15 protein-coding genes are annotated in these 18,422 nt (G+C 68.4%); 9 read left to right on the top strand and 6 right to left on the bottom strand.

What is annotated here, in order from left to right:
- Nucleotides 1–163: 163 nt before the first annotated feature.
- Nucleotides 164–1,165, bottom strand: a complete 1,002-nt coding sequence (locus ACFV57_RS41730; protein WP_385244214.1) for a hypothetical protein — start codon at nucleotides 1,163–1,165, stop codon at nucleotides 164–166.
- A 14-nt stretch (nucleotides 1,166–1,179) separates the two neighbouring features.
- Nucleotides 1,180–1,497 carry a PadR family transcriptional regulator gene (locus tag ACFV57_RS41725; protein ID WP_385244211.1) on the bottom strand — a complete coding sequence of 106 codons (318 nt, stop codon included), beginning with the start codon at nucleotides 1,495–1,497 and terminating at the stop codon, nucleotides 1,180–1,182.
- 457 nt (nucleotides 1,498–1,954) lie between these two features.
- Here ACFV57_RS41725 and ACFV57_RS41720 point away from each other — a divergent pair, with 457 nt between their 5' ends.
- The 3 genes from ACFV57_RS41720 to ACFV57_RS41710 are packed head-to-tail and all read left to right on the top strand — an operon-like array spanning nucleotide 1,955 to nucleotide 7,018.
- Nucleotides 1,955–3,535, top strand: a complete 1,581-nt coding sequence (locus tag ACFV57_RS41720; RefSeq protein ID WP_385244208.1) for a hypothetical protein — start codon at nucleotides 1,955–1,957, stop codon at nucleotides 3,533–3,535.
- Nucleotides 3,535–6,732, top strand: coding sequence for an SNF2-related protein (locus ACFV57_RS41715; RefSeq protein WP_385244206.1), 3,198 nt, complete (start codon nucleotides 3,535–3,537; stop codon nucleotides 6,730–6,732). The genes ACFV57_RS41720 and ACFV57_RS41715 overlap by 1 nt, the downstream gene beginning before the upstream one ends.
- A 7-nt stretch (nucleotides 6,733–6,739) precedes the next feature.
- Nucleotides 6,740–7,018: a hypothetical protein gene (locus ACFV57_RS41710; RefSeq protein ID WP_385244203.1), complete on the top strand. Its 279-nt coding sequence runs from the start codon at nucleotides 6,740–6,742 to the stop codon at nucleotides 7,016–7,018.
- Between the two features lie 849 nt (nucleotides 7,019–7,867).
- On the opposite strand, the gene ACFV57_RS41705 is transcribed toward ACFV57_RS41710, so the two are convergent.
- Together ACFV57_RS41705 and ACFV57_RS41700 are read right to left on the bottom strand one after the other, a co-directional pair.
- Nucleotides 7,868–8,149: a hypothetical protein gene (locus ACFV57_RS41705; protein ID WP_385244200.1), complete on the bottom strand. Its 282-nt coding sequence runs from the start codon at nucleotides 8,147–8,149 to the stop codon at nucleotides 7,868–7,870.
- Nucleotides 8,150–8,248: 99 nt separating this feature from the next.
- Complete coding sequence (locus tag ACFV57_RS41700) at nucleotides 8,249–9,004, bottom strand: replication-relaxation family protein (protein ID WP_385244197.1); 756 nt, start codon at nucleotides 9,002–9,004, stop codon at nucleotides 8,249–8,251.
- 824 nt (nucleotides 9,005–9,828) lie between these two features.
- Here ACFV57_RS41700 and ACFV57_RS41695 point away from each other — a divergent pair.
- From ACFV57_RS41695 to ACFV57_RS41670, 6 genes are all read left to right on the top strand, one after another.
- Nucleotides 9,829–10,020: a hypothetical protein gene (locus tag ACFV57_RS41695; protein WP_385244195.1), complete on the top strand. Its 192-nt coding sequence runs from the start codon at nucleotides 9,829–9,831 to the stop codon at nucleotides 10,018–10,020.
- A gap of 201 nt (nucleotides 10,021–10,221) precedes the next feature.
- On the top strand, nucleotides 10,222–11,082 hold the full coding sequence (locus ACFV57_RS41690) for a TnsA-like heteromeric transposase endonuclease subunit (RefSeq protein ID WP_385244192.1): 861 nt from the start codon (nucleotides 10,222–10,224) through the stop codon (nucleotides 11,080–11,082).
- Nucleotides 11,079–13,265, top strand: coding sequence for a transposase (locus ACFV57_RS41685; RefSeq protein ID WP_385244189.1), 2,187 nt, complete (start codon nucleotides 11,079–11,081; stop codon nucleotides 13,263–13,265). The genes ACFV57_RS41690 and ACFV57_RS41685 overlap by 4 nt, the downstream gene beginning before the upstream one ends.
- The gene (locus ACFV57_RS41680; protein WP_385244187.1) at nucleotides 13,262–14,524 is read left to right on the top strand and encodes an AAA family ATPase; all 1,263 of its coding nucleotides are present in this window, start codon (nucleotides 13,262–13,264) and stop codon (nucleotides 14,522–14,524) included. The genes ACFV57_RS41685 and ACFV57_RS41680 overlap by 4 nt, the downstream gene beginning before the upstream one ends.
- Nucleotide 14,525: 1 nt before the next feature.
- The gene (locus tag ACFV57_RS41675; protein ID WP_385244184.1) at nucleotides 14,526–16,433 is read left to right on the top strand and encodes a TniQ family protein; all 1,908 of its coding nucleotides are present in this window, start codon (nucleotides 14,526–14,528) and stop codon (nucleotides 16,431–16,433) included.
- A gap of 170 nt (nucleotides 16,434–16,603) precedes the next feature.
- Nucleotides 16,604–16,774, top strand: coding sequence for a hypothetical protein (locus ACFV57_RS41670; protein ID WP_385244181.1), 171 nt, complete (start codon nucleotides 16,604–16,606; stop codon nucleotides 16,772–16,774).
- A 151-nt stretch (nucleotides 16,775–16,925) separates the two neighbouring features.
- On the opposite strand, the gene ACFV57_RS41665 is transcribed toward ACFV57_RS41670, so the two are convergent.
- On the bottom strand, nucleotides 16,926–17,243 hold the full coding sequence (locus ACFV57_RS41665) for a hypothetical protein (RefSeq protein WP_385244178.1): 318 nt from the start codon (nucleotides 17,241–17,243) through the stop codon (nucleotides 16,926–16,928).
- Nucleotides 17,244–17,332: 89 nt separating this feature from the next.
- Nucleotides 17,333–17,515 (bottom strand): hypothetical protein, encoded by a 183-nt coding sequence (locus tag ACFV57_RS41660; protein WP_385244176.1) that lies wholly within the window; start codon nucleotides 17,513–17,515, stop codon nucleotides 17,333–17,335.
- Nucleotides 17,516–18,422 lie beyond the last annotated feature (907 nt).

Below are 18,422 nucleotides of genomic sequence, written 5' to 3'. Positions count from 1 at the left end.
TTTTTTTTATTCTGGGGTGGGCTCTTTTTTGTTTACACCCCACCGGCCCCCGCGGGGGGGGGGGGGCCCGGGCCCCCCCCCCCCCGGCCCCGTTTCCTTGGGACAGCCGAAGCCGATCAGCAGAGCCCGAACATCGTGTCCGGGGCTGGCACTGCGGTCGGTGTTAGGCGTCCGGTCGATCGTTCGGCGGGCTCTGTCCAGCGATCTCTATCCCCCGCCTCCTTCTGAGAAATCGGACCAGTAGGTACAGGGCTCCTCCGAGAAGCCCGCACGGCTCCCAGACCTCCGTAACGAGCGCCTGCAGACCTCCGTCGCCGACGATAAAGATCGCCTGCGCCCCAACGATTGAGCTGATCGTCGTGTTGACGCGGTTGTCAGCCGCAAGGACCCAGTCCACCGGTCTCCACACCGGGGCAGCGAGGTCGCTCAGACGGAAGCGGAAGGCCGCCAGGATAAAGCCAAGGGAGTATTTGACGCGGACGGCGGGACGGACAGTGAAACCCTCTTCAGGCGCGCCCGCCAAGTGCGCCTCCCACTCATCCCGAATGGCTTCCCTTCGGGAGCCGGCGAGCGCGAGGGCGATCAGCGTGAGCCGGGCGCTAACCCGGTCCGCACCGGTGCCCCGCAACCATCGCCACACGCGGGATAGCAGTAGGCGTTCCGCGGTTCGCTCGGCCTCCACAGTTGCTCGCTCCAACCGCGCTTTCGCTTCCTCGGCCTGGGCAGCCACGACCACTGTGTAATCGTGAAGGGCTCGTACGCGGTCCCTATGGACAGTAAGCTCCTGCAACCCGCGGGCGGCTTCCTCCTCATCGTGAAGTCCCGCCTGCAGGTCACGTTGGGCGGCGTGCAACGCCTCGCGAGCTACGTGTATAGCCTCTTCGGCTGAATGCTTCGCATGTTCCATTTCCGCCCGCGCTCTGTTGGCAGCAGCAAGGCACTGGCGTGCGTGGGACATAGCACGGTTGAACCTACGCTGCCGAATGGACGCAATGGACGCAGCCGCCGAGCCGCTCATGAGAAGTCCGAGGATAGACGCGCAGAGCGAGACCGTACTGCTGTACCTCCACCAGAAAAAGCCGTTGAACACAGCGCCGAGACCAGAAGCCGCGGCTAGGACACCGAACGCGGACTTCGCCGCGATGCGGCGCAGGACGGCCTTCACCTGTGGGCGCCTGTTCACACGGCGCCCCCGGCAAACCCCGGCAGGCGCAGGCGACGTGCACGGCGGGCTTCCAGAGCCGCATGGGCCTGCGCCCGGCCAGTTCCAGAGAGCGCATAGTAGGTCCGCGGAGGACGTCCCGGGTGAGGTTCGGCCTCGACGCGCGTGGTCACCCAGCCGTAGGTCTTGAGGCGGTCAAGGATCGGGTAGACGGTGCCGGATCCGAGGTCGGCGTCACGGCAGATGCTCAACCCCCACGCGGGGGCGTCATCGGACGCGGACAGCAGCACCTCCAGCACAGCGATGGTCGGCTTGGTCAGCCTGGGAGTTGCCATACCGCCAGTAGAGCATGTGTCGAGTACGACAATCAACCATGTGTCGAGAACGATGCATACAGACTGGTCTCAGCAGCATTCGATCCTGGCCATGCCCCGCAGAAACCGGGTGGGTGGCCAGTGTCCCGTTCATGCCGGGTCCGGTTATGCGTGTCTTCCACCCGCAGCGACAGCGCGCCGACGGCATTCCGGACGACCGGGTCCGTCGAGCAGCCAGGCGCTGGCGGCGAAGCGGTCCAGGATCTGGACTGCAAGCAGTTCCCCGACCTTCCAACGGCCGTCGGCGAACTTCGCCCCGCAGAAGACACAGGCGGGCGGCGAACCTCACGCCCGGACGCATTTCGCAGCGAGTAGCACGGAGGCCCGCAGGCCATGCAGGCCGATTGTCACACCCATCACTTAAAGTCCGGTTTGTCACTGTTCGTGCACCGAGGAGGCAGGCATGAAGGTACCAAGCATGGAATTGCAGCAGTTCCTACAGGAAGCAGAGGCCGGGGTGTACGGCATCCCTCCGATGCAGCGAGCACTGCGCTGCGACCCGAAGTTCAGTTCGGCGCTGATGGACTCCTCATACCGGGGGCTTCACCCTGGGTCGATGCTGATCTGGGTACCTCCCCCAGGTGAAAACCCGTCCGGGGGGAGGTACGGGCAGGAAGGCGGCGGGGCTGACCGGTGGATCCTGGACGGTCAGCAGCGAGCCACGGCCTACCTGGGGGCCTTCGGCCGCAGACCGGGATGGTTCTCGGCGGAGCGGTGGGAGAAGCTGGGCGGACCTAAGCTCGAGGTCGCAGTCGTCTTCGGCCCGCCGGAAAACGTCTCCTTTAGGCCGTACGTGCCGGGCAAGGCGGGGCACGTACGGCTGGCCGACCTTGTCGGGGAGCCAGGTGGTGACATGCGTCGTCTGTTGGCTGACGCGGCCTACAACAGTGACGACGGCCGGCTCTTGGATGCAGCTCACGAGGTGCGGGCGCGGCTGCTGATTCGTCCTCTGGCGATGGAATGGCTGCAGTTGGACGGGCAATCCGCGGCGGAGAACTTCGTTCGCCGCAATCCGAATCTGCGGCCGGAAGAACGCGCTCTGTGCTCCCTGAGCATCGCCTGCGAAGAGCTTCAGCGGGACTACGTCGATCCCCTGGTGCGACATGCCGGGACCACCGGGCTCGGCAAGACGATCACCCGCAAGCAGGTCAACCAAGTACTGCAGGATCTGCTGCCACCCGCCGCCCAACGCCAGCATGGCCGCTGGGCGGATCCGGAGGTCATCCGGCACTCGGCCCAGCGCACCGACGTCGCCGTACGCAACATCATCGTCTTCCTGCACGACCAGGGCGTAGTCGCCGATCCATTGCTGTGGTCACAGGCCCCGGTTCGGCTGCTCGGAGTGCTGTTCGACCGGTTCCCGCAAACCACGTCTGCTTCGTTTCCCTGGCGGTGGCTGGCCCGAAGCGCCGTCGGCCACCTGTTCGCACGGACGGCCCGCGGAAGAAGTCCTGTGTCTCTGATCCGGACGGTGCAGAAGGCCACGGAGCCGCAGGAGGCTTTCGCCGCATTGGCCAGCTGGGACTTCTCCGGGCCGCCCCCCGAGGTGACCGAAGATGATCTGGCGCGGCGCTCTCTCCAGGGACGGCGGACCTGGGGTGCGGCCGGCACCTTGTACGCGATGGCCTGCGCCCGCCAGGTCGCCGGCCCCGTCGTCGACCTGGCCGAGCCCTCGATGGTGTTCCCGGATCCCCGCATGCAGCCGCGCCCGTTGTGGACTGCAGTGGACGCCCGGATGACCCTGTCTGCCTGGGCCTTCCTGTCGTCCCGGAGCGAGGCCGCGATCTCCGAGGCCGGGGGCTGGAACCGTAGTGCCTTCGAAGCGCTGGACACCGCGCCCGGCCGCCTGGCCGGGCACCAGCTGACCAGGCCGCGTCACGGTATCGGTGACGATGCCGAGCTGCTGCTGAAAGAGCGCACGTCCAAGATGCTGGACACCATCAACCGCTTTCTCGCTGAGATCGGTGACCTCAACGACGCGGCCCGGGCGGAAGGGTGATGGCAGTCTCCCTCTCCTCGACGCGCCCCGAGTGGACTATGGACGGCCTGTACGCCAACGAGGACGGCCTTACCGTCGGCGGCGTTCTGCGCCAGTGGCTGCAGACCACGGGCGCCCAAGGCCAAGAAATCTTTCTTGCCGCCGGTTACGCCAGCTTCCGTGGCCTGCACGTGCTCGCCCCCGTCCTGCGGGCGGCCCTGGACGCCGGAGTGCCGGTGCGGTTGCTCATCGGTGCCGAGATGCAGCAACGGGCCGCTCTTGTTCGCCCCGTCCTCGAAGACGATGCGCAGGGTGTCGCTGACGGGCTGCGCCAGGCCGAGGACTACCTGCGGGCCGAGCTGGACGGTCTCCCCACGGACGCCAGCTATGTGCGCTTCCTGAACGACCTCCGGCAGCTGCTGCGCCACCCGCTCATGCAGTGCCGACGCCTTGAGCAACGGTTCATGCACGCCAAGGTCTTCTCCGTCCGGATGCGGGACGGGTCTTGGGAGACGGTGATGGGCTCGTTCAACCTGACGCTGCCGGGCCTGCGTACCAGCGCGGAGCTGGGTTGCGCCGTGTCCAGGCAGCAAAGCAACCACTCCGCGGCCCGAGCGAACCAGTGGTGGGAACTGTCGGCTCCGTACGACATGGCCGGCCTGATCGACGAGCGACTGTGCCCCTACGCCCCGGAGCTGGTGTACCTGCGGATGCTGCGCCAGCGCTTCGGTGATCAGGTCAATGCCGCGCCGTCCCGGCTGAGGCTGCGGCCCTTCCAGCTGGACGGCGTGGCCAAGGCGATGGCCGTCATGGAACGCCATGGCGGTGTGCTGGTCGCGGACGAGGTAGGCCTGGGCAAGACCTACGTAGCCGGAGAGATCATCCGGCGCATCCGCCAGGCAGAAGGCCAGCCCGTGCTGGTGGTGTGTCCGGCCAACATCCGGGAGTCGGTGTGGCGTGTGCGGCTGGATGAGTGGCAACTTGATGGCGTACACGTCATCAGCTACCACCAGCTGGTCAGCCGGGTCCGCAAGCTCCGGCGCACCCGAACACGCTGGCGCGCCTACGGCCTGGTGGTGCTGGATGAGGCACACTATCTGCGCAATCCCGAGACGCGGTACCAAGAAGCCCTCCAGAGCCTTCTCCAGCAGCAGCCGCGCCGCCCCCGGATGCTGCTTCTGACGGCGACCCCGATCCACAACCGCGGCCGTGACTTGGCGGAACTGCTGTGGTGGGCGGTCGGAGCGGCACAGGACAGTCCCGTTTTCGACGGCCCCGGCTCACAGGTCTGGCTCCAGCGCATTTCCCGGTTGTGCGATGATGCCGACCAGCTGGAGGAGGGCTCGGCGGGCCTCCGGGAGCTGCATCGGGAACTGGACCGGGTGATGGTCCGGCGCACCCGTCGTTTCATCCAGGAGCATTATCCGCCAGACGCCGAGGGCGGCCTGCACTTCCCCAGCCCGGAACAGGTCGAAGTGCGCTACCGGCTCCCCGCCCCGCTGCGGCATCTGTTCGCCGATGTCCTGGACGCCGTCGGGCACGATGAGCTGCCTATGGACATGCAGGCCGAACTGGACCGGCTCCGTGGAGATGCGCCTCCGGTCGGCAGGCTGCGTCTGGCCGCCTACAGCGTCTCCGCCTATGCATTGCACGGCGGGGAGCCCCCGTGGTGGCTCCCCTTGTTCATGGGCATGCTGCGGACCAACTTGCTCAAACGTCTGGACTCCTCCACAGCCGCACTCGCCTCCACCGCCGCAAACATGGCGGAACGCACCCGGCGTGCCCTTGACGACCTTGACAAGGGCTTGGTGTGCGTCCGGTTGGGCAAGCGCGAGCAACGCGAGATCCGCGACCTGCTGGACGCCCCGGACTACGTGGCGGCGGGGCTGACCGGCGTCTGGTCAACAGATTTCAACCTTCTGGTCGACCAGCGCCTGGGCGGCGAGCGCCTCGAAGAACACCAGCGGCCCGGCCGTCAGCAGGACGCGCGCTACCACAGAGCCACGAGGTACGACGCCGTCGCTCTGCGCAAGGACCTGGAGCATGACCTCGCCGTTCTCGAGCATCTGGCCGCCTCCGCGCGTTCGGCCGCCTCCAGCGACCCCAAGCCCGGAGTGATCACCGACCTGCTGGCTCAGATCGCACAGGACCCACGAGGGCCCAAAGCCGTCCTCTTCTCCACTTCCCGGGTAACCACCACCGACCTCGGCCGACGCCTGCGCACAGCGTGCGCCAACCGGCCGGAGCTAGCCGTCTACCGCGAGCGCACCGTCAACCTAGGCGACGACGAGCCCCCCACCCGCGAGGAGATCAAGGCTGCCCTGGCCGGCTTCGCCCCGGACACCGCCGCCCCCGCCCCGGGCGAGATCGGCGGACCTCAGCCAGAAGACCGGTTCGACCTCCTGCTGACGACCGACATGCTCGCCGAAGGCGTCAATCTCCAGCAGGCCGGCATCATCATCAACTACGACCTGACGTGGAATCCGCAGTGGCTCGCCCAGCGCTTCGGCCGCGTCGACCGCCTAGGCTCACCCCACCAGACCGTCACCGCCTACACCGTGGTCCCCGATACCGGTCTCGACCTGGTCATGGGGCTGATGGAACGCCTTCTGACCAAGGCACACATCGCCGCCGCCTGCGTGGGGACCTCCAGCAGCCCCCTCTTTCCCGGCGCACCCGTCAGCCCGCGTCACTTCACCGACCTGACCGAGCACCTCGACCAGTCACCCGTACCCGCCGCCCGCCTGCCGCTGGCCGAGTACCAGCGAGCCTGGCTCGCCGAAGCCCTGCGCACCCCCCACGCGAAACAGGCTCTCGATCAGCTCCCCGCCTACTGGAGCGGCGCCATCCACCCCGATCACTTCGAGACCCCCGGGGTCGTCTACTGCTTCGAGGTCACCCACCCCGGTGAGGACGACCGCACAACCGCCTTCACCCGGGTCCTGGGCCACCCTCGCTACCAAGCGATCACCTCCGATCCGGCACGCTGCCTGCAAGAAGCCCACATCGACCTCGTCCCCTGGCTGCGCGCCGCCCGTACACGGCCGCCCTCCCCCGCGCCACAACGCCACGTCGCGCCCTCCGACCTCGCCCTGGTCTGGGAACTGCTCGACTACGCCCGCGACGAAGTCGCCGATGCCCACGCCATCCCGCGCATCTGCGCCGAAGACCGCATTCGCCTGGTCGCCTGGATGCTGCTCCCCCACCGCAGAAAGTGACAGCTCCATGAATCACCCCCTGACCGTCAACCGGGCCGTGATGGGCATCGTCGCCGCCGCTCTGAGCAACGACGTCCCCGCTCTGCACCTTCAGCTCCGCCCGCTCACCACCCCCCAGTTGCACTCCGCAACCAAAGAGCTGGCCTTCATGGCCGCCGAAGCCCTGATCACCAAAGCCGAACACCGCGGCCTGACCCGCCAGGACGTCGCCGCCCTGTGGCACGACTGCATCCTCGACCACGAACTACACGCCACCGAAGACCCCCACGACCCGCTCAGCCACTGACCGGCCCCCGAGGTCCAGCCCAGCCGCCCAGTCATATCCGAGACACGCACACACGCCGAATCGCGGCGCACCCCACAGTCGCACCGTCTTCGGCCGGCTCGCTCACCCGTCGGTCAAAACGCGTCATCCGCCGGCGGCAGATCACACACGTGGTAGCCACCTCCGGTTCCTGGGCAGTGGCGTATGGCTCTCCGCCTCTTCCCAGGCACGGGCGTCGGCCGCCTCGCGACGGGGGGTGCCGATCGCCTCCCGCAGGCCCATGTGGTCGCGGTCAAGGGTGAGGAGCGCCGAGTGGGCCTGATCGGCTCGGTGGCCAGGGCCCGCAGTTCAGCCCGGAGTGCACCCGGGAGCGGCGCTCCGGTTCTGGGGGTGCGTCCGACACTGCGGTCGCCTATGGCATTCGCAGCGGCTGGTCGAACGGCTCGTCCTCCCAGTAGGTACGCACGTTGCGGCACCTGGGCCGGGTACACATCCAGAACCCGTCCGGCACCCGCCCTGTTACCTCCCGCAACCACCGCCGCTGCTCGCGGCTGTCCAACGCAACGTGCTGCTCGCGCGACCGGCAGGTCGCGCAGTACAGCTCCCTCAAGTCCTTGGCCATACCCCCACCGTCCCCGGCACGCCTGGTTCCGGGAAGACGCACGCTCGCCAGCCCGCCCGGCACGGAGCCCCGTCGCCGTACCACTGCCCACCGGCGTGGCTTTGGGCTTGCCGCGCCACCACCGTGGCCCACCGAACCCGCCGTAAGCCCATACCGGTACATGTACCGCGCTGCGCCGCTCAGCGCCATGATGCGTCGGACGGAGCCGCGCCGCAGCCGCTGCCCTCCTTCCGGCGGCGACCCGGTTTTCAGGGAATGTCGCCGTCCCAGTCCCACCGGCTCGCGTCTCCCGGCCGGGGCTCGTACAGTGCCCGCCCGCCGGGGCCGAACTGTCCGATCTCCGTGATCAGCGCGGCGCCCATAGCGATGTCCTGCGGTGTCCAGCTGGTGATATCGAGCAGCAGGCCGTCCAGCGGCCCGCCCACCAGCTCCGCGTACCTACGGCCCGGCCGCGGACCCGGGTGCGGGTCGTCGAAGTCCGTACCGTAGACCCGGCCCCGCAGCAGCTCCTCATCCCTGTCCCTGTCCATAACCGCCAGGCTCCCAGCACCCACCGACAACCCGGGCGGCCTTCGCCGGGTCAGCTCATGGCGGACCGGACCGTCGCCTTCGGGCGGCTGCTGCCCCGGTCAGCGGCTGAGCACCTGCGGGTAGCGGGCGCGCCGGCGCGGGTAGTCGTCGACGGCGAGTTCGTACCACGGCTCGCCGCGCTTGAGGCGCGGCAGCGTGGTGGCCAGCACGGCGATGGTGATGCCGTCGACGTCGCGGGCGAGGCCTTCCAGACGGCGCTCGAGGAGGTGTTCGGGCAGGCCGGCCAGGACGACGTGCAGGGTCGGGAACAGGCGGCTGCGGGTGTAGCGGTGGCGGGCCCAGAAGTCGTACGAGCGGCCGACGGTGCCTCGGGCGCCTTCCCAGACGCGGTGGCCGGCGTAGCGCTCGTAGTCCCAGACCTCCTTGGCCAGGCGGGCGCGGGTCATGGTGCCGTTGTCGACCTCGAACAGCCGCACCTCGCTGGTGGCGGTGGGCAGGGTGAGGACGGCGTCGGTGCTGAAGCGCAGGCCGATGGCCTTGATGGCGTGGTTGACCTCCACCTGCCAGCCGGTCAGATGGTGGCGGCCGCCGTAGGCGAGGATCGTCTCGGTCACCGCGATGCCGTGCGGCCCGAACCCGGCCCTGATGCCCCTGGCCCCGGTACCGGCGCGGGGGCGCATCGGCAGCTCATTGCCTGCGGCCAGAGCCTTCAGCCCTGCCGAGGTCAGGTTCCAGATCGGGTCGCGGCCGTGCTTGCCGTTCGTCTCCGCCAGGCCCTGGGTCTTCAGCTGCTGCATCGCCCTGCGTACGTACGACCGGCCGTCCGAACCTTCCGCTGTGATGACCTGAGCCATCTGCCGGACCGTCGCCATCCGCACACACCCCAGCATCCGCAGAGCATCCGCACGAACCCGGGAAGCTGTAGGAGTAGACCTCGTCCTGGTCGCTGACGCTTCAGGGGCAAGGAGAGGGGTGTCGGCCTGCCGGAATGCAGCCGGACAGGGGGTGTGGCCTGCGGTTTCCTGCGTGGCCGCCGCCGCGTTCGCGGCACTGGTCACGGCACTGGCCTGCCAGCCGTCGGCAAGGGGGTGCGCGTCGGCCGTCGCCGTCGTCCGGGCGTGGTGGTGGTACGTCATCGCGGGTGACCTCCAGCGATCGGGCGGGCTCCGGACAGAGCCCGCGCTTGTGACCTATAGAGGTCCGGCCCAGCGCCCCCGTGTGACCGGAAGCGCCGTGCTTCTTCAGCGGAGGCCCGCCGGTTCCGCGCGCACGGGCCGCCAGTCGGCGCGCATCTCGTGACCTGACCGCGCCCCGCCCCAGCAGACGCGCTCGCTCGGCAAGGCGTGGCGCGCCCGGTGCGCGCACGCGCCGCGCATCGGGCGCGCACCTGATGCGCGGCTTCGAAGAGTGCGGCGCGCTCGCCGGGACGCGCCGCGCGCACCAGTCGAGCCTGCTCACCTCGGGCGCGCCGCACCGCGCCGTATCACAGCACCCCTTGCCGACACCCTTGCCAACCCGCGCCGGAGCCGCGCGCACCCTTGCCGAAAAGCGCGTGCGCGCCCGGCAAGGGTGCGCGGTCCCGGCGCGCCACCCCTTGCCGAACGCGCGCACCGGCCCCCCACGCCGCGTTGCGCGCAGCCGGGATCCGAGGACGCTGGAAGGAGAGGAGGTAAGGGTCATGGGCAAGCACAGCAGTGGAAAGGGCGGCGGTTCGAAGAGCGGTGGCCAGCGCATGAGTCCGACTGCGGCCTCGCGGGTGCGGTCCGCCGGCGCGAAGAACCCGGGCAGCCGTACGGCCGAGAGCGGCTTCGCCTCCCGCGCGCAGTCGGCCGCGGCCAAGGGCGGCGGCCGCCAGCAAGGCGGCCGCTGAGACGCCGGATCACTTCGGTGTGACTGGGCGAGATAGTTGTCACCTAGGTGGGTCAGTGAGCTGGCGCTGAGCGCAGACTTGAGCGCGGCGCCTGTCACCGCTTGGGCATTACGGTTGTCACTATCCGAGGTTTTCGCTCTAGTTGTCACCAACTTCGTTCGTCAGGGTCGGCGTACGCCGACGGCGTGGTTGCTTGGTGACGTGGACACGAAGCGCGGGTTGCCCGGGTACAGCGGTGAGGCTCCTGCTGCCCCTGCCGACGCACTGTGGTCGCACCGGTGCTCGTGGGTCGACCTGCTGGCGCCGGCCGATGTCTCCGGTGGCCGGGCCGGGCTCGACCTGGCCCCGGGGTGGGAGTCGCGCTGGTCTGTGACGTGGCGGACCTCCGGTGAAGAGCTGACGCGGTCGGTTGAGGATTTGGTCCGGTACGGGTTACGCGAGTTCGCCCCGATGCGGGTGTTTACGTGGCGGCGGGAACAGGGCCACCGTCCTGGGCTGCCGTTTGTTCAGAGCACGGGGCGTCTGCACGGGGCGGAGAGCATGGAAGAGGCCCGGTTCCTGCTCGCTCTGGACTTCGCCGGCGAGGTGGTGGACGTTGTTTCGCAGCCGTTCAGGATGCGCTTCGGTGGGGCCGCCCGAGAACGACCACATACCCCGGACTACCTGGTGCGGACGAGGACCGGTGCCTGGCTGATCGACGTACGCCCGACTGAACTGATCTTCGACAAGGACCGCGAGTCGTTCGCTGCCGCCGCGGAGCTGGCTCGCGTCTGCGGCTGGGGGTTTGTGGTCGTGGGTGAGTGGCTGCCTCACACCATGATGACCTTGGACTGGCTGTCGTCGCGTCGGCGGCCGATGACAGACCCGCTTCGGCTGGAGGCGTCTCTCCTGGCTGAAGCGGCAGTCGGCGGGCAGACCTTCGGTGAGCTGGCGGCCTGCACTCCCTTCCCGCCGGTGGCGCGGGCCCACCTGCTGCATCTGCTCTGGCACCGACGGCTCGGGCTGGACCTGCGGGTTCCCCTCGGTGACGGCTCGGTGATCGTTGCGGAGGTGTCACCGTGACCGCGGTCGCGCTGGACGTGTCGGTGGGCAGTTCTCTCGTGCTCGACGGTGACGAGTGGCGCGTCGAGCGGGGCGAACCGCACACCGGCCGCGTCCACCTGATGGCCCTGGACGGATCTCGGCAGAGCGTGACCTACCGGTTTCTGGCCCACCACCCGGACTGTCATCCTTCGTCGGTCACCGCTGCGGAGGGAGCCAGCCGGGGTCGTCAGCCCAAGAGTCTGGCCGACCTAACGTCGCACCAGTTGGAGCTGGTCAAGGTCCGGTTGGAGCATCTGGCGGAGGTCAGGACGGGCTTTCGCAGCGGGGACCGGCTGCGGCTGGGGCCGGGAGAGCCGAAGCTGGAGTACGACCCGGACACGACCACGGTCACCTCGCGGAGGCACGCGAAGGTCATCGAGTTGCAGCGGATGGGCCGGCAGGAAGCGAAGGTCCTCGCACTGGACCAGGTCGGGTTTCGCACGCTGATCCGCTGGGAGAAGCGGTTTCAGCGAGACGGAATCATCGGCTGCGCCGATGACCGGTGGCTGCGCGAGAGCGGTGGTCACCGGAAGGTCAACAAGGAGGTCCGCCACGCGATCCACGCGGTCCGGCAGGAGACAAAACACCTGTCGAAGGTGAGCATGACCACTAAGGTCCGGCTGATCACGCAGTACATGCATGAGACATTCGGGACCGATCCGAAGGACGTTCCGAGTTACTGGGTGCTACGGCGGGTCTGGCACGAGTGGTTCGGCTCGGGACGGGGACGCCAGCGCAATCAGCAGGCCGATGACCTGGTGAGCAATGACGGCTTTGTGCTGATCGACCGCCCCGGCAAGGTCGTCGCTCTGGACACCACGGTGCTGCCGGTCATGGTGCGTGAGACGGTCTTCCACGAGCCGGTGAAGGTGCATCTCACCCTGGCCCTTTGCGCCTACACGCACTCGATCTGCGCGTTTCGCCTGACGCTGGTCTCGGACACCTCGGTCGACGTCGCGATGCTGCTGCGCGACGTGATGCTGCCGCTGCCCATGCGGGACGACTGGGGCGAAGAAGTGGAGTGGCCCTATCCGGGGCTTCCCGCCTCCGTGGTCGCGGAGTTCGCCGGCCATGAGGTGGCCGGCCTGCCGTTCTTCACTCCGGAGACGGTGACCACCGATCACGGTTCCGTCTATCGCAACCATCATCTTGTCCAGGTCCAGGAGGACTTGGGCTGCAACATCCTCCCCTCCCGTGTCTTACGCCCCGAGGACAAGGCGCTGATCGAGCGCGTGTTCGGCAGTATCCGTTCCCTGCTGTTTGAGTGGCTTCCGGGCTACACCGGGGTCGATGTCGCGGATCGTGGTGTCGACCCGGAGGGCGACGCGGTGCTGACCATCGCCGAACTCGAGCACGTCATCGCCACCTGGATCGTCGGTATCTGGCAAAAGCGCAGGCTCGGTGCGTTCGCACCGCACTGGGATCCGGGCGGGGCCCACAGTCCGAACTCGTTGCTGGCGGCCTCCTTCGAGCAGGCCGGCTTCGCTCTGGAGATCCCTTCGCCGCAGCTCTACTACAAGTTGCTTCCCGAGCATTCGGTCAAGAAGATCGACGCCCAGCGAGGCGTCCAGATCCGCGGGCTCTACTATGACGGCCCCGCTTTGAAGCCCTACAAGGGCGAGCGGTCCAGCCGCGGCGGGCAGCGTCAGACCGAGTGGATCGTCCATCGTGAGCCTCGGGACCGCCGCACGGTGTTCTTCCAGGACCCGTTCACGCACGAATGGCACCCTTTGCGCTGGACCGGGCTCCCCGCGGAAGACGTCGTCCCGGCCTTCGGCGACAAGCGGGTCACCGAACTGCTGCGGAAGGTCAAGGCGGCGGGGCTGAAGCCCCGCACTGACCAAGAACTTCTGCCGCAGTTGCTCGCGCTGATGCACCGGACGAGACCCGTCAAAGAGTGGACGAGCCAGCTGACGAAGTCCGAGCGGATCGAGGTCGCCCGGGAGCGTGAGCAGGCCCGCGCCGCCGCAACCGACCGCCCCCAGGTCCCCGTCGTTCCGGCAGCGCAACGCCCTCGGGACGAGGACGGGCCGCCACAGCGCCGTGAAGCCACAGGTGAAGCCCCCGCGACGGTGGCCGCGCCGCCGCGGCTCGGCAACGATGCCCGACGTCGCCCGCTGTTCCTCGTTCCGCCGCCGGACGGCTCGGAGGCGGACTCGTGACCGGGTTCTGGCTGCCCGAGCCCGTCGACCGGCAGACCGAGGCCGGCTGGCGGCGCTGGGTCCAGACGCGGCACGCGTTCGTCCCCGCACGGCAGCTTTCCCGCGCCGAGGTCACGCTTCTGAGCCCGGCCGAGCAGGAGGACTACCTGTTGCACCGGGACGTGACCAACAGCAATCTGCCGCTGCAGGAGACGCCGATGAGCACGGCGGCGTCCCGGGTGATGCGTGCACGGCTCTGGCTCGGCGCGCTCAAGGCCAGGCCCTCAACTCGCCGCGGGCTGATCATGAACGGGGGCGGCTGCCAGGGCAAGACCGAAACGGCCTGCGAGGTGGCCGCCGCGTTCGAGGAGGAGTGGCGGGCCCGCCACCACAATCAGAATCCGGAGGCTGTTGCGGGCACTCGTGACCTGCACATCCCTGTCGCCTACGTCCAGACACCGGTCACGGCGAAGCCGAAGAGCACCTGCAAGGCGATCCTCGACTTCTACGGCGCCGATCACAAGGGTCTGGATCTTCCGGGGCTGATCCGGGCCGTCCGCCGCCATGTCCATGCACATGGCACCCGCGCGATCCTTCTGGACGACATCACGCGCCTCAAGCTCCACCGGCGCGATGACCAGGACGTGTTCGACATGCTCAAGGGCTTCATGGACATGAACGCCACGCTCGTCCTGATCGGCGTCGACGTCCCCGGCTCCGGGCTCCTCCAGGGAGCCGTCCTCGACCCGAACACCAACGAATGGATCATGTCTCCCTCCCGCAACGGGATCGCCTCGGGTCAGGGCGCGGAAACCCAGCACCTGCGGCGCTTCACCATGGTCGAGCTGGGACCGTTTCCCGATGAGACCCCGCAGGACAAGGAGACATTCCTCTGCCACCTCCAAGGCATCGAGGATCACATCTGCCTGCTCGATGCCGTGCCCGGCATGCTCACCACCGGCGGCATACCCGAGTACCTCCGCGAACGGACCGGTGGCGTTGTCGGACTGCTGGAATGCCTGATCGAGGACGCCATCGAACTGGCCATCGACAAGGGCCACGAGAAGCTGACGATCGAGCTGATGGACCAGGTCGCCATCAGCGTCGAGGGCCTGCCCGGGCGCGACGCCAGTGCTGGAGAGATCCCCGAACTGCCGCCTCAGCCAGTCGATTCCAGAAAACCCAAGCGGCCTCGCAACCGTGTCTACGACGACAAGGGGCCCCGGTCCAGCGGGAACCAGCCCCGTTCCGCCGACGCTCCCGGCCAACAGGCGGGATGACATGACCGACACTCACGGGCCACCGCCCCTGCCTTGCAGTCTGGATCCGCTCGACGACGAAACGCTCCCCGGGTTCCTCCTCCGCCTCTCCCACCGGCTCGAGCGATCTCCGGCACGCATGACGGAACTCACCGGGCTCGCTGCCGGCCGCCGCTTCGCAAGCCGCGTCTCCCACGAGAAGATGCTGCACCTCACACCCACCGAACTCGAGGTCTTCTCCTCGGTCACCCGGCTGAGCAGACACGAAGCGAACGAACTCTGCTTCACTTCGATGAACAAGCGTTATCCCACGGGATTTCATCCCGAGATCCCTGCCAAGGGGCTCCTCATCCGTGGTGACTTCTGGGTGCTCAGCACAGCTTCCCGCTACTGCCCGGAATGCCTGGCCGGCAACGGCTCCGCCGTTCAGACAGAGCACGGCGGAGCCTGGCAAAGAGCATGGAGACTGCCCGTCACCTTCGCCTGCACTCGCCATCACCGCCTCCTCGAACACAAATGCCCGAAATGCCACCGGCCTGCGTGTGATGCAGGGCCCACCACGGCGCGGTATCCCATGATCGCCACAGCATCCGCCGTCGGGCTGCATCCCGCCCAGTGCCGCCTCCCTCTGCCCGGAAGCCCTGAGCTCTGCGGGCAACGTCTCGACGTCATGCACCCGCCCGGGCTGAATTTGCCCGGGCCCGTCTTGGCTCTCCAAAAGCGCCTGGCTGACTTCCTCGACCCGCTCGGACCCCGCCGCGCTGCCAGCGCCGACTCCGAGTGCACCACCTTGCAGTACTTCAATGACCTCCGGCTTCTCGCACACCTCATCGCTGCCACCTGGCCCCGAATGCGAGCACTCGCTCCGTCTGAGGAACTGGCCCTGACCGTGGACGACCGCAGCCCGGCCATGCGTCCGAACACAACGACACGCCCGACCGCCAGAGCCAAGCCCGAGTACTTCACGACCTTCCGGGCCGACATCGTCCGGCCGCTCGACCCAGCCTTCAGCGCATGCTCGCTGGCCATCGCAGACAGCATCCTCACGCAGCACAACGCCGATGAGCGTCGATCCCTCTTGCGGCAACTGCTCCCCAGCGACAAGGCATCCGTGAACAGCCGCTACGGCTGGGCCAGGACCTTCACCAGGAAGTACGCCCAGACGTGTTCAACCGGCCTTCAGACGCTGGTCGTGCCGCTCACAAAGTCGTACTCGGTGATCCCCGCAATCCACCGCCCATTTGACCGGCGAAAATGCGGCCCGCAACATATTCCGCAGGTTCTGCCCGCAGACTGGGTCGAGGACCTGCTGGGGGAGCTGTCCTCTCTCACTCCTGGCGATCGGAACGAGCTCGCAGTCTGCCGACTCGTGCAAACGATGCGCGGCGGTACGCTCGGAGCCGCCGCACACTTCCTGGGCTATTCCACCTACATGCACCAGGGCTATCGCATCGCCCAAAACGGAGGACTGATCCTGCGGGCCGCCGAAGAGAAGGGTCTCGACTGGCTCGACAAGACGCTCCACAACATCCCTGACCGGCTCCACACCGCGGGGCTCATCAACTTCCAGCGCCGACGGGAAGCTCTCTCTGACTGGCTGATCCCACGCCAGGTCTGGAACAACATGACCGAAGAGATCTTCGATCAGCCCTTCAGAATTTCAGGGCCAGTCCGCCAGCTGTTCACCTCCGAGGCCGAACGGGTCCTCGCCTCCGTGGTGGTCTGGACTCTGGTCACGCAGGGACGCAAGACCGTCGCCCTGCATCGGAACAAGTACAGGGCCATGCTCACCCAACGAATCAACCATCCGACCTGGCGCGCCTTCGGCGGCGACCAAGGCACTCGCGCAGGCTTCCTGTCCGTCGAGCTCCTTCGCGCATACTCGAAGGAGCTCGCGCGCCAGATCGACCACGATCTCCAGGCCCAGTGACAGGCATCCCGCCCAGGTGACAACTATCTCGCCCAGTCACACTCGGCCGGGGCCTTCACCGCGGCCGCCCGGGCTGTCAGTGCTCACTCGCATCATGGACGGCGTGAGGGAGCAGATCGAGGAACCGAGCAGGCCCGCCGTGGCGGCCCGAGAACGGGCCCGCACCGCGGGTGCGGTGCGGGCTGGCTGGTGACCAGCCCGCCCTGTACGTCTACGACGGCGGCACCTGGAAGTACGCGCCGGTGATGGCGCGCCTGGACCACGCCGGCGGCCGCACCGAATACCAAATCACCCTCCAGACCAGCCGGGACCGCGGCACCGTGCACCGGGCGTACTGGTAGCCCCAGCCCGGCCTGCGCCAAGCCCACGGCAGCACCTCCGAGCCCACCGACCGCGAGCCCATCGCGAAAACCACGGCCGGCTGACCTTCGGGCGAGCGCATCCGGATCGTGCATGGCGGTTCGGCGGCCGCGCCCCGCGGCCGCCTGATGGTCAGCTCGTGTGTTCGGAGGACGTGACCAGGTGTGCCGCCGCCAGGGACCTGCGGATGCGGGCGGCCTGTTGGCTCAGCCGGTCCGCAACGTTCTGGGCGTGGTAGACGATGCCGTCGTCTGCGGTGTCGTCGCCGGTCAGCGGGCCGTGGGTGCGGTCGGTGCCGAGCCTGTGGGCGCCCCAGGCGTGGAAGAGGATGTCGTCCATGTCGCTCATCGCGCCGGCGAGTGCTTCCAGGATCTCGTTGCGCTGGCGGTACCAGTCGCCGGGGAGGCCGGTGAGCGGCCCGTACGCGCAGACCAGATCCTGCCACGGCACTGGCTTGGTCTTCTCTGCGAAAGGCAGCCGCGGTTTGTCACCGCGCAGCTGCCACTCGCCCCGGTGCGAGACGTCGCCGGTGAGGCGGATCAGAGGCCGCCCTCGCCGTCCACGACGAAGTCTTGCCAGACCCAGTGGTCATCCCCGGGCGCCGCGTCATCGGGCCCCCAGGTCGTGCGGTCCGGGTACCCGGCGCGTCGGGTCTGGGTGACGGCGAGCCGCATCGTGCGGCCACCTGCCCGATCGGCGGCCAGAGTGGGGAACTCAATCATGCCCTCATCCTTGCGCGGCCCACCGCATCGCCGGCCTCTTTTCTCAACATTCGGTGCCGGAGCGGAGCGCGGGAACGCGCCTTCTGCCTCATGGCGGATGACCGGCACGCAGAGGCTGGAAAGTGGAGCGGCTGCCCTGTATGCCGGTGCCTGCCCGGCGGTTGGAACGCGTCGTCCTGCGCAGGCGGAGGCAGCGTCCGCACACCGCTCCGGGCGGCAGACCGTGCACGTGGTGCGCCACCATCACCGTCACCAGCGGTCCGCCGCCCCGGCGCGCCGCCGTGGCGCCGTGGCGCCGTGGCGCCGTGGCGCCGTGGCGCCGTACGCAGCCACGATCCGCCCCTGGACGCCCGCCCCGCCCCCGCGCAGTCCGCTCCGCACGGTGGCGGGGCAGTGTGCCAACGCATGTCGGCTCAGACGACGGGGCAGGATCAGCGCGCTTCGTTCTCGGGGAAGACGAACGAGGACGGCAGGTCCGGGCCGGCGGCCGCCAGACGCCGGTGACGAACCGGCCCGGCCCGCCCACCTCGCGCCCCTGCCCTCCTTGGCGTCGTCCCGGCGCCGGCACCGGGGCCGGCCGACTGGTCCGTGCAGTGGTCTGCTGAACAGCACGGCGAAGGGGGCGAATGGACAGTGCCGAGCAGCTGTGCCAGAACCGCCGATCTGTGACGTTCTGCGAAGCTGGCTGGTGGTGGAGCACTGGCCTGCGGGGCTGGTACCGGAACTGGTCGCGGCGGCACTGCGGTGATCTCGGTACTGGTTCGGCGACGAGACTTTTCTCCGGGCGGGGATGGCGAAGCGTCGTCCGGCGTCCCCTGCGGGCAGGCGCAACGGGGATTGTGCGGATGACGACCGTGGGGCGGAGTGCTGCTGCTCACTCAGACCCCGGCATCCGCCGGGGTCTGAG

The sequence above is a fragment of the Streptomyces sp. NPDC059788 genome (assembly GCF_042732265.1).
GTDB lineage: Bacteria > Actinomycetota > Actinomycetes > Streptomycetales > Streptomycetaceae > Streptomyces.
This window is presented reverse-complemented; position numbering and strand designations above follow the sequence as displayed.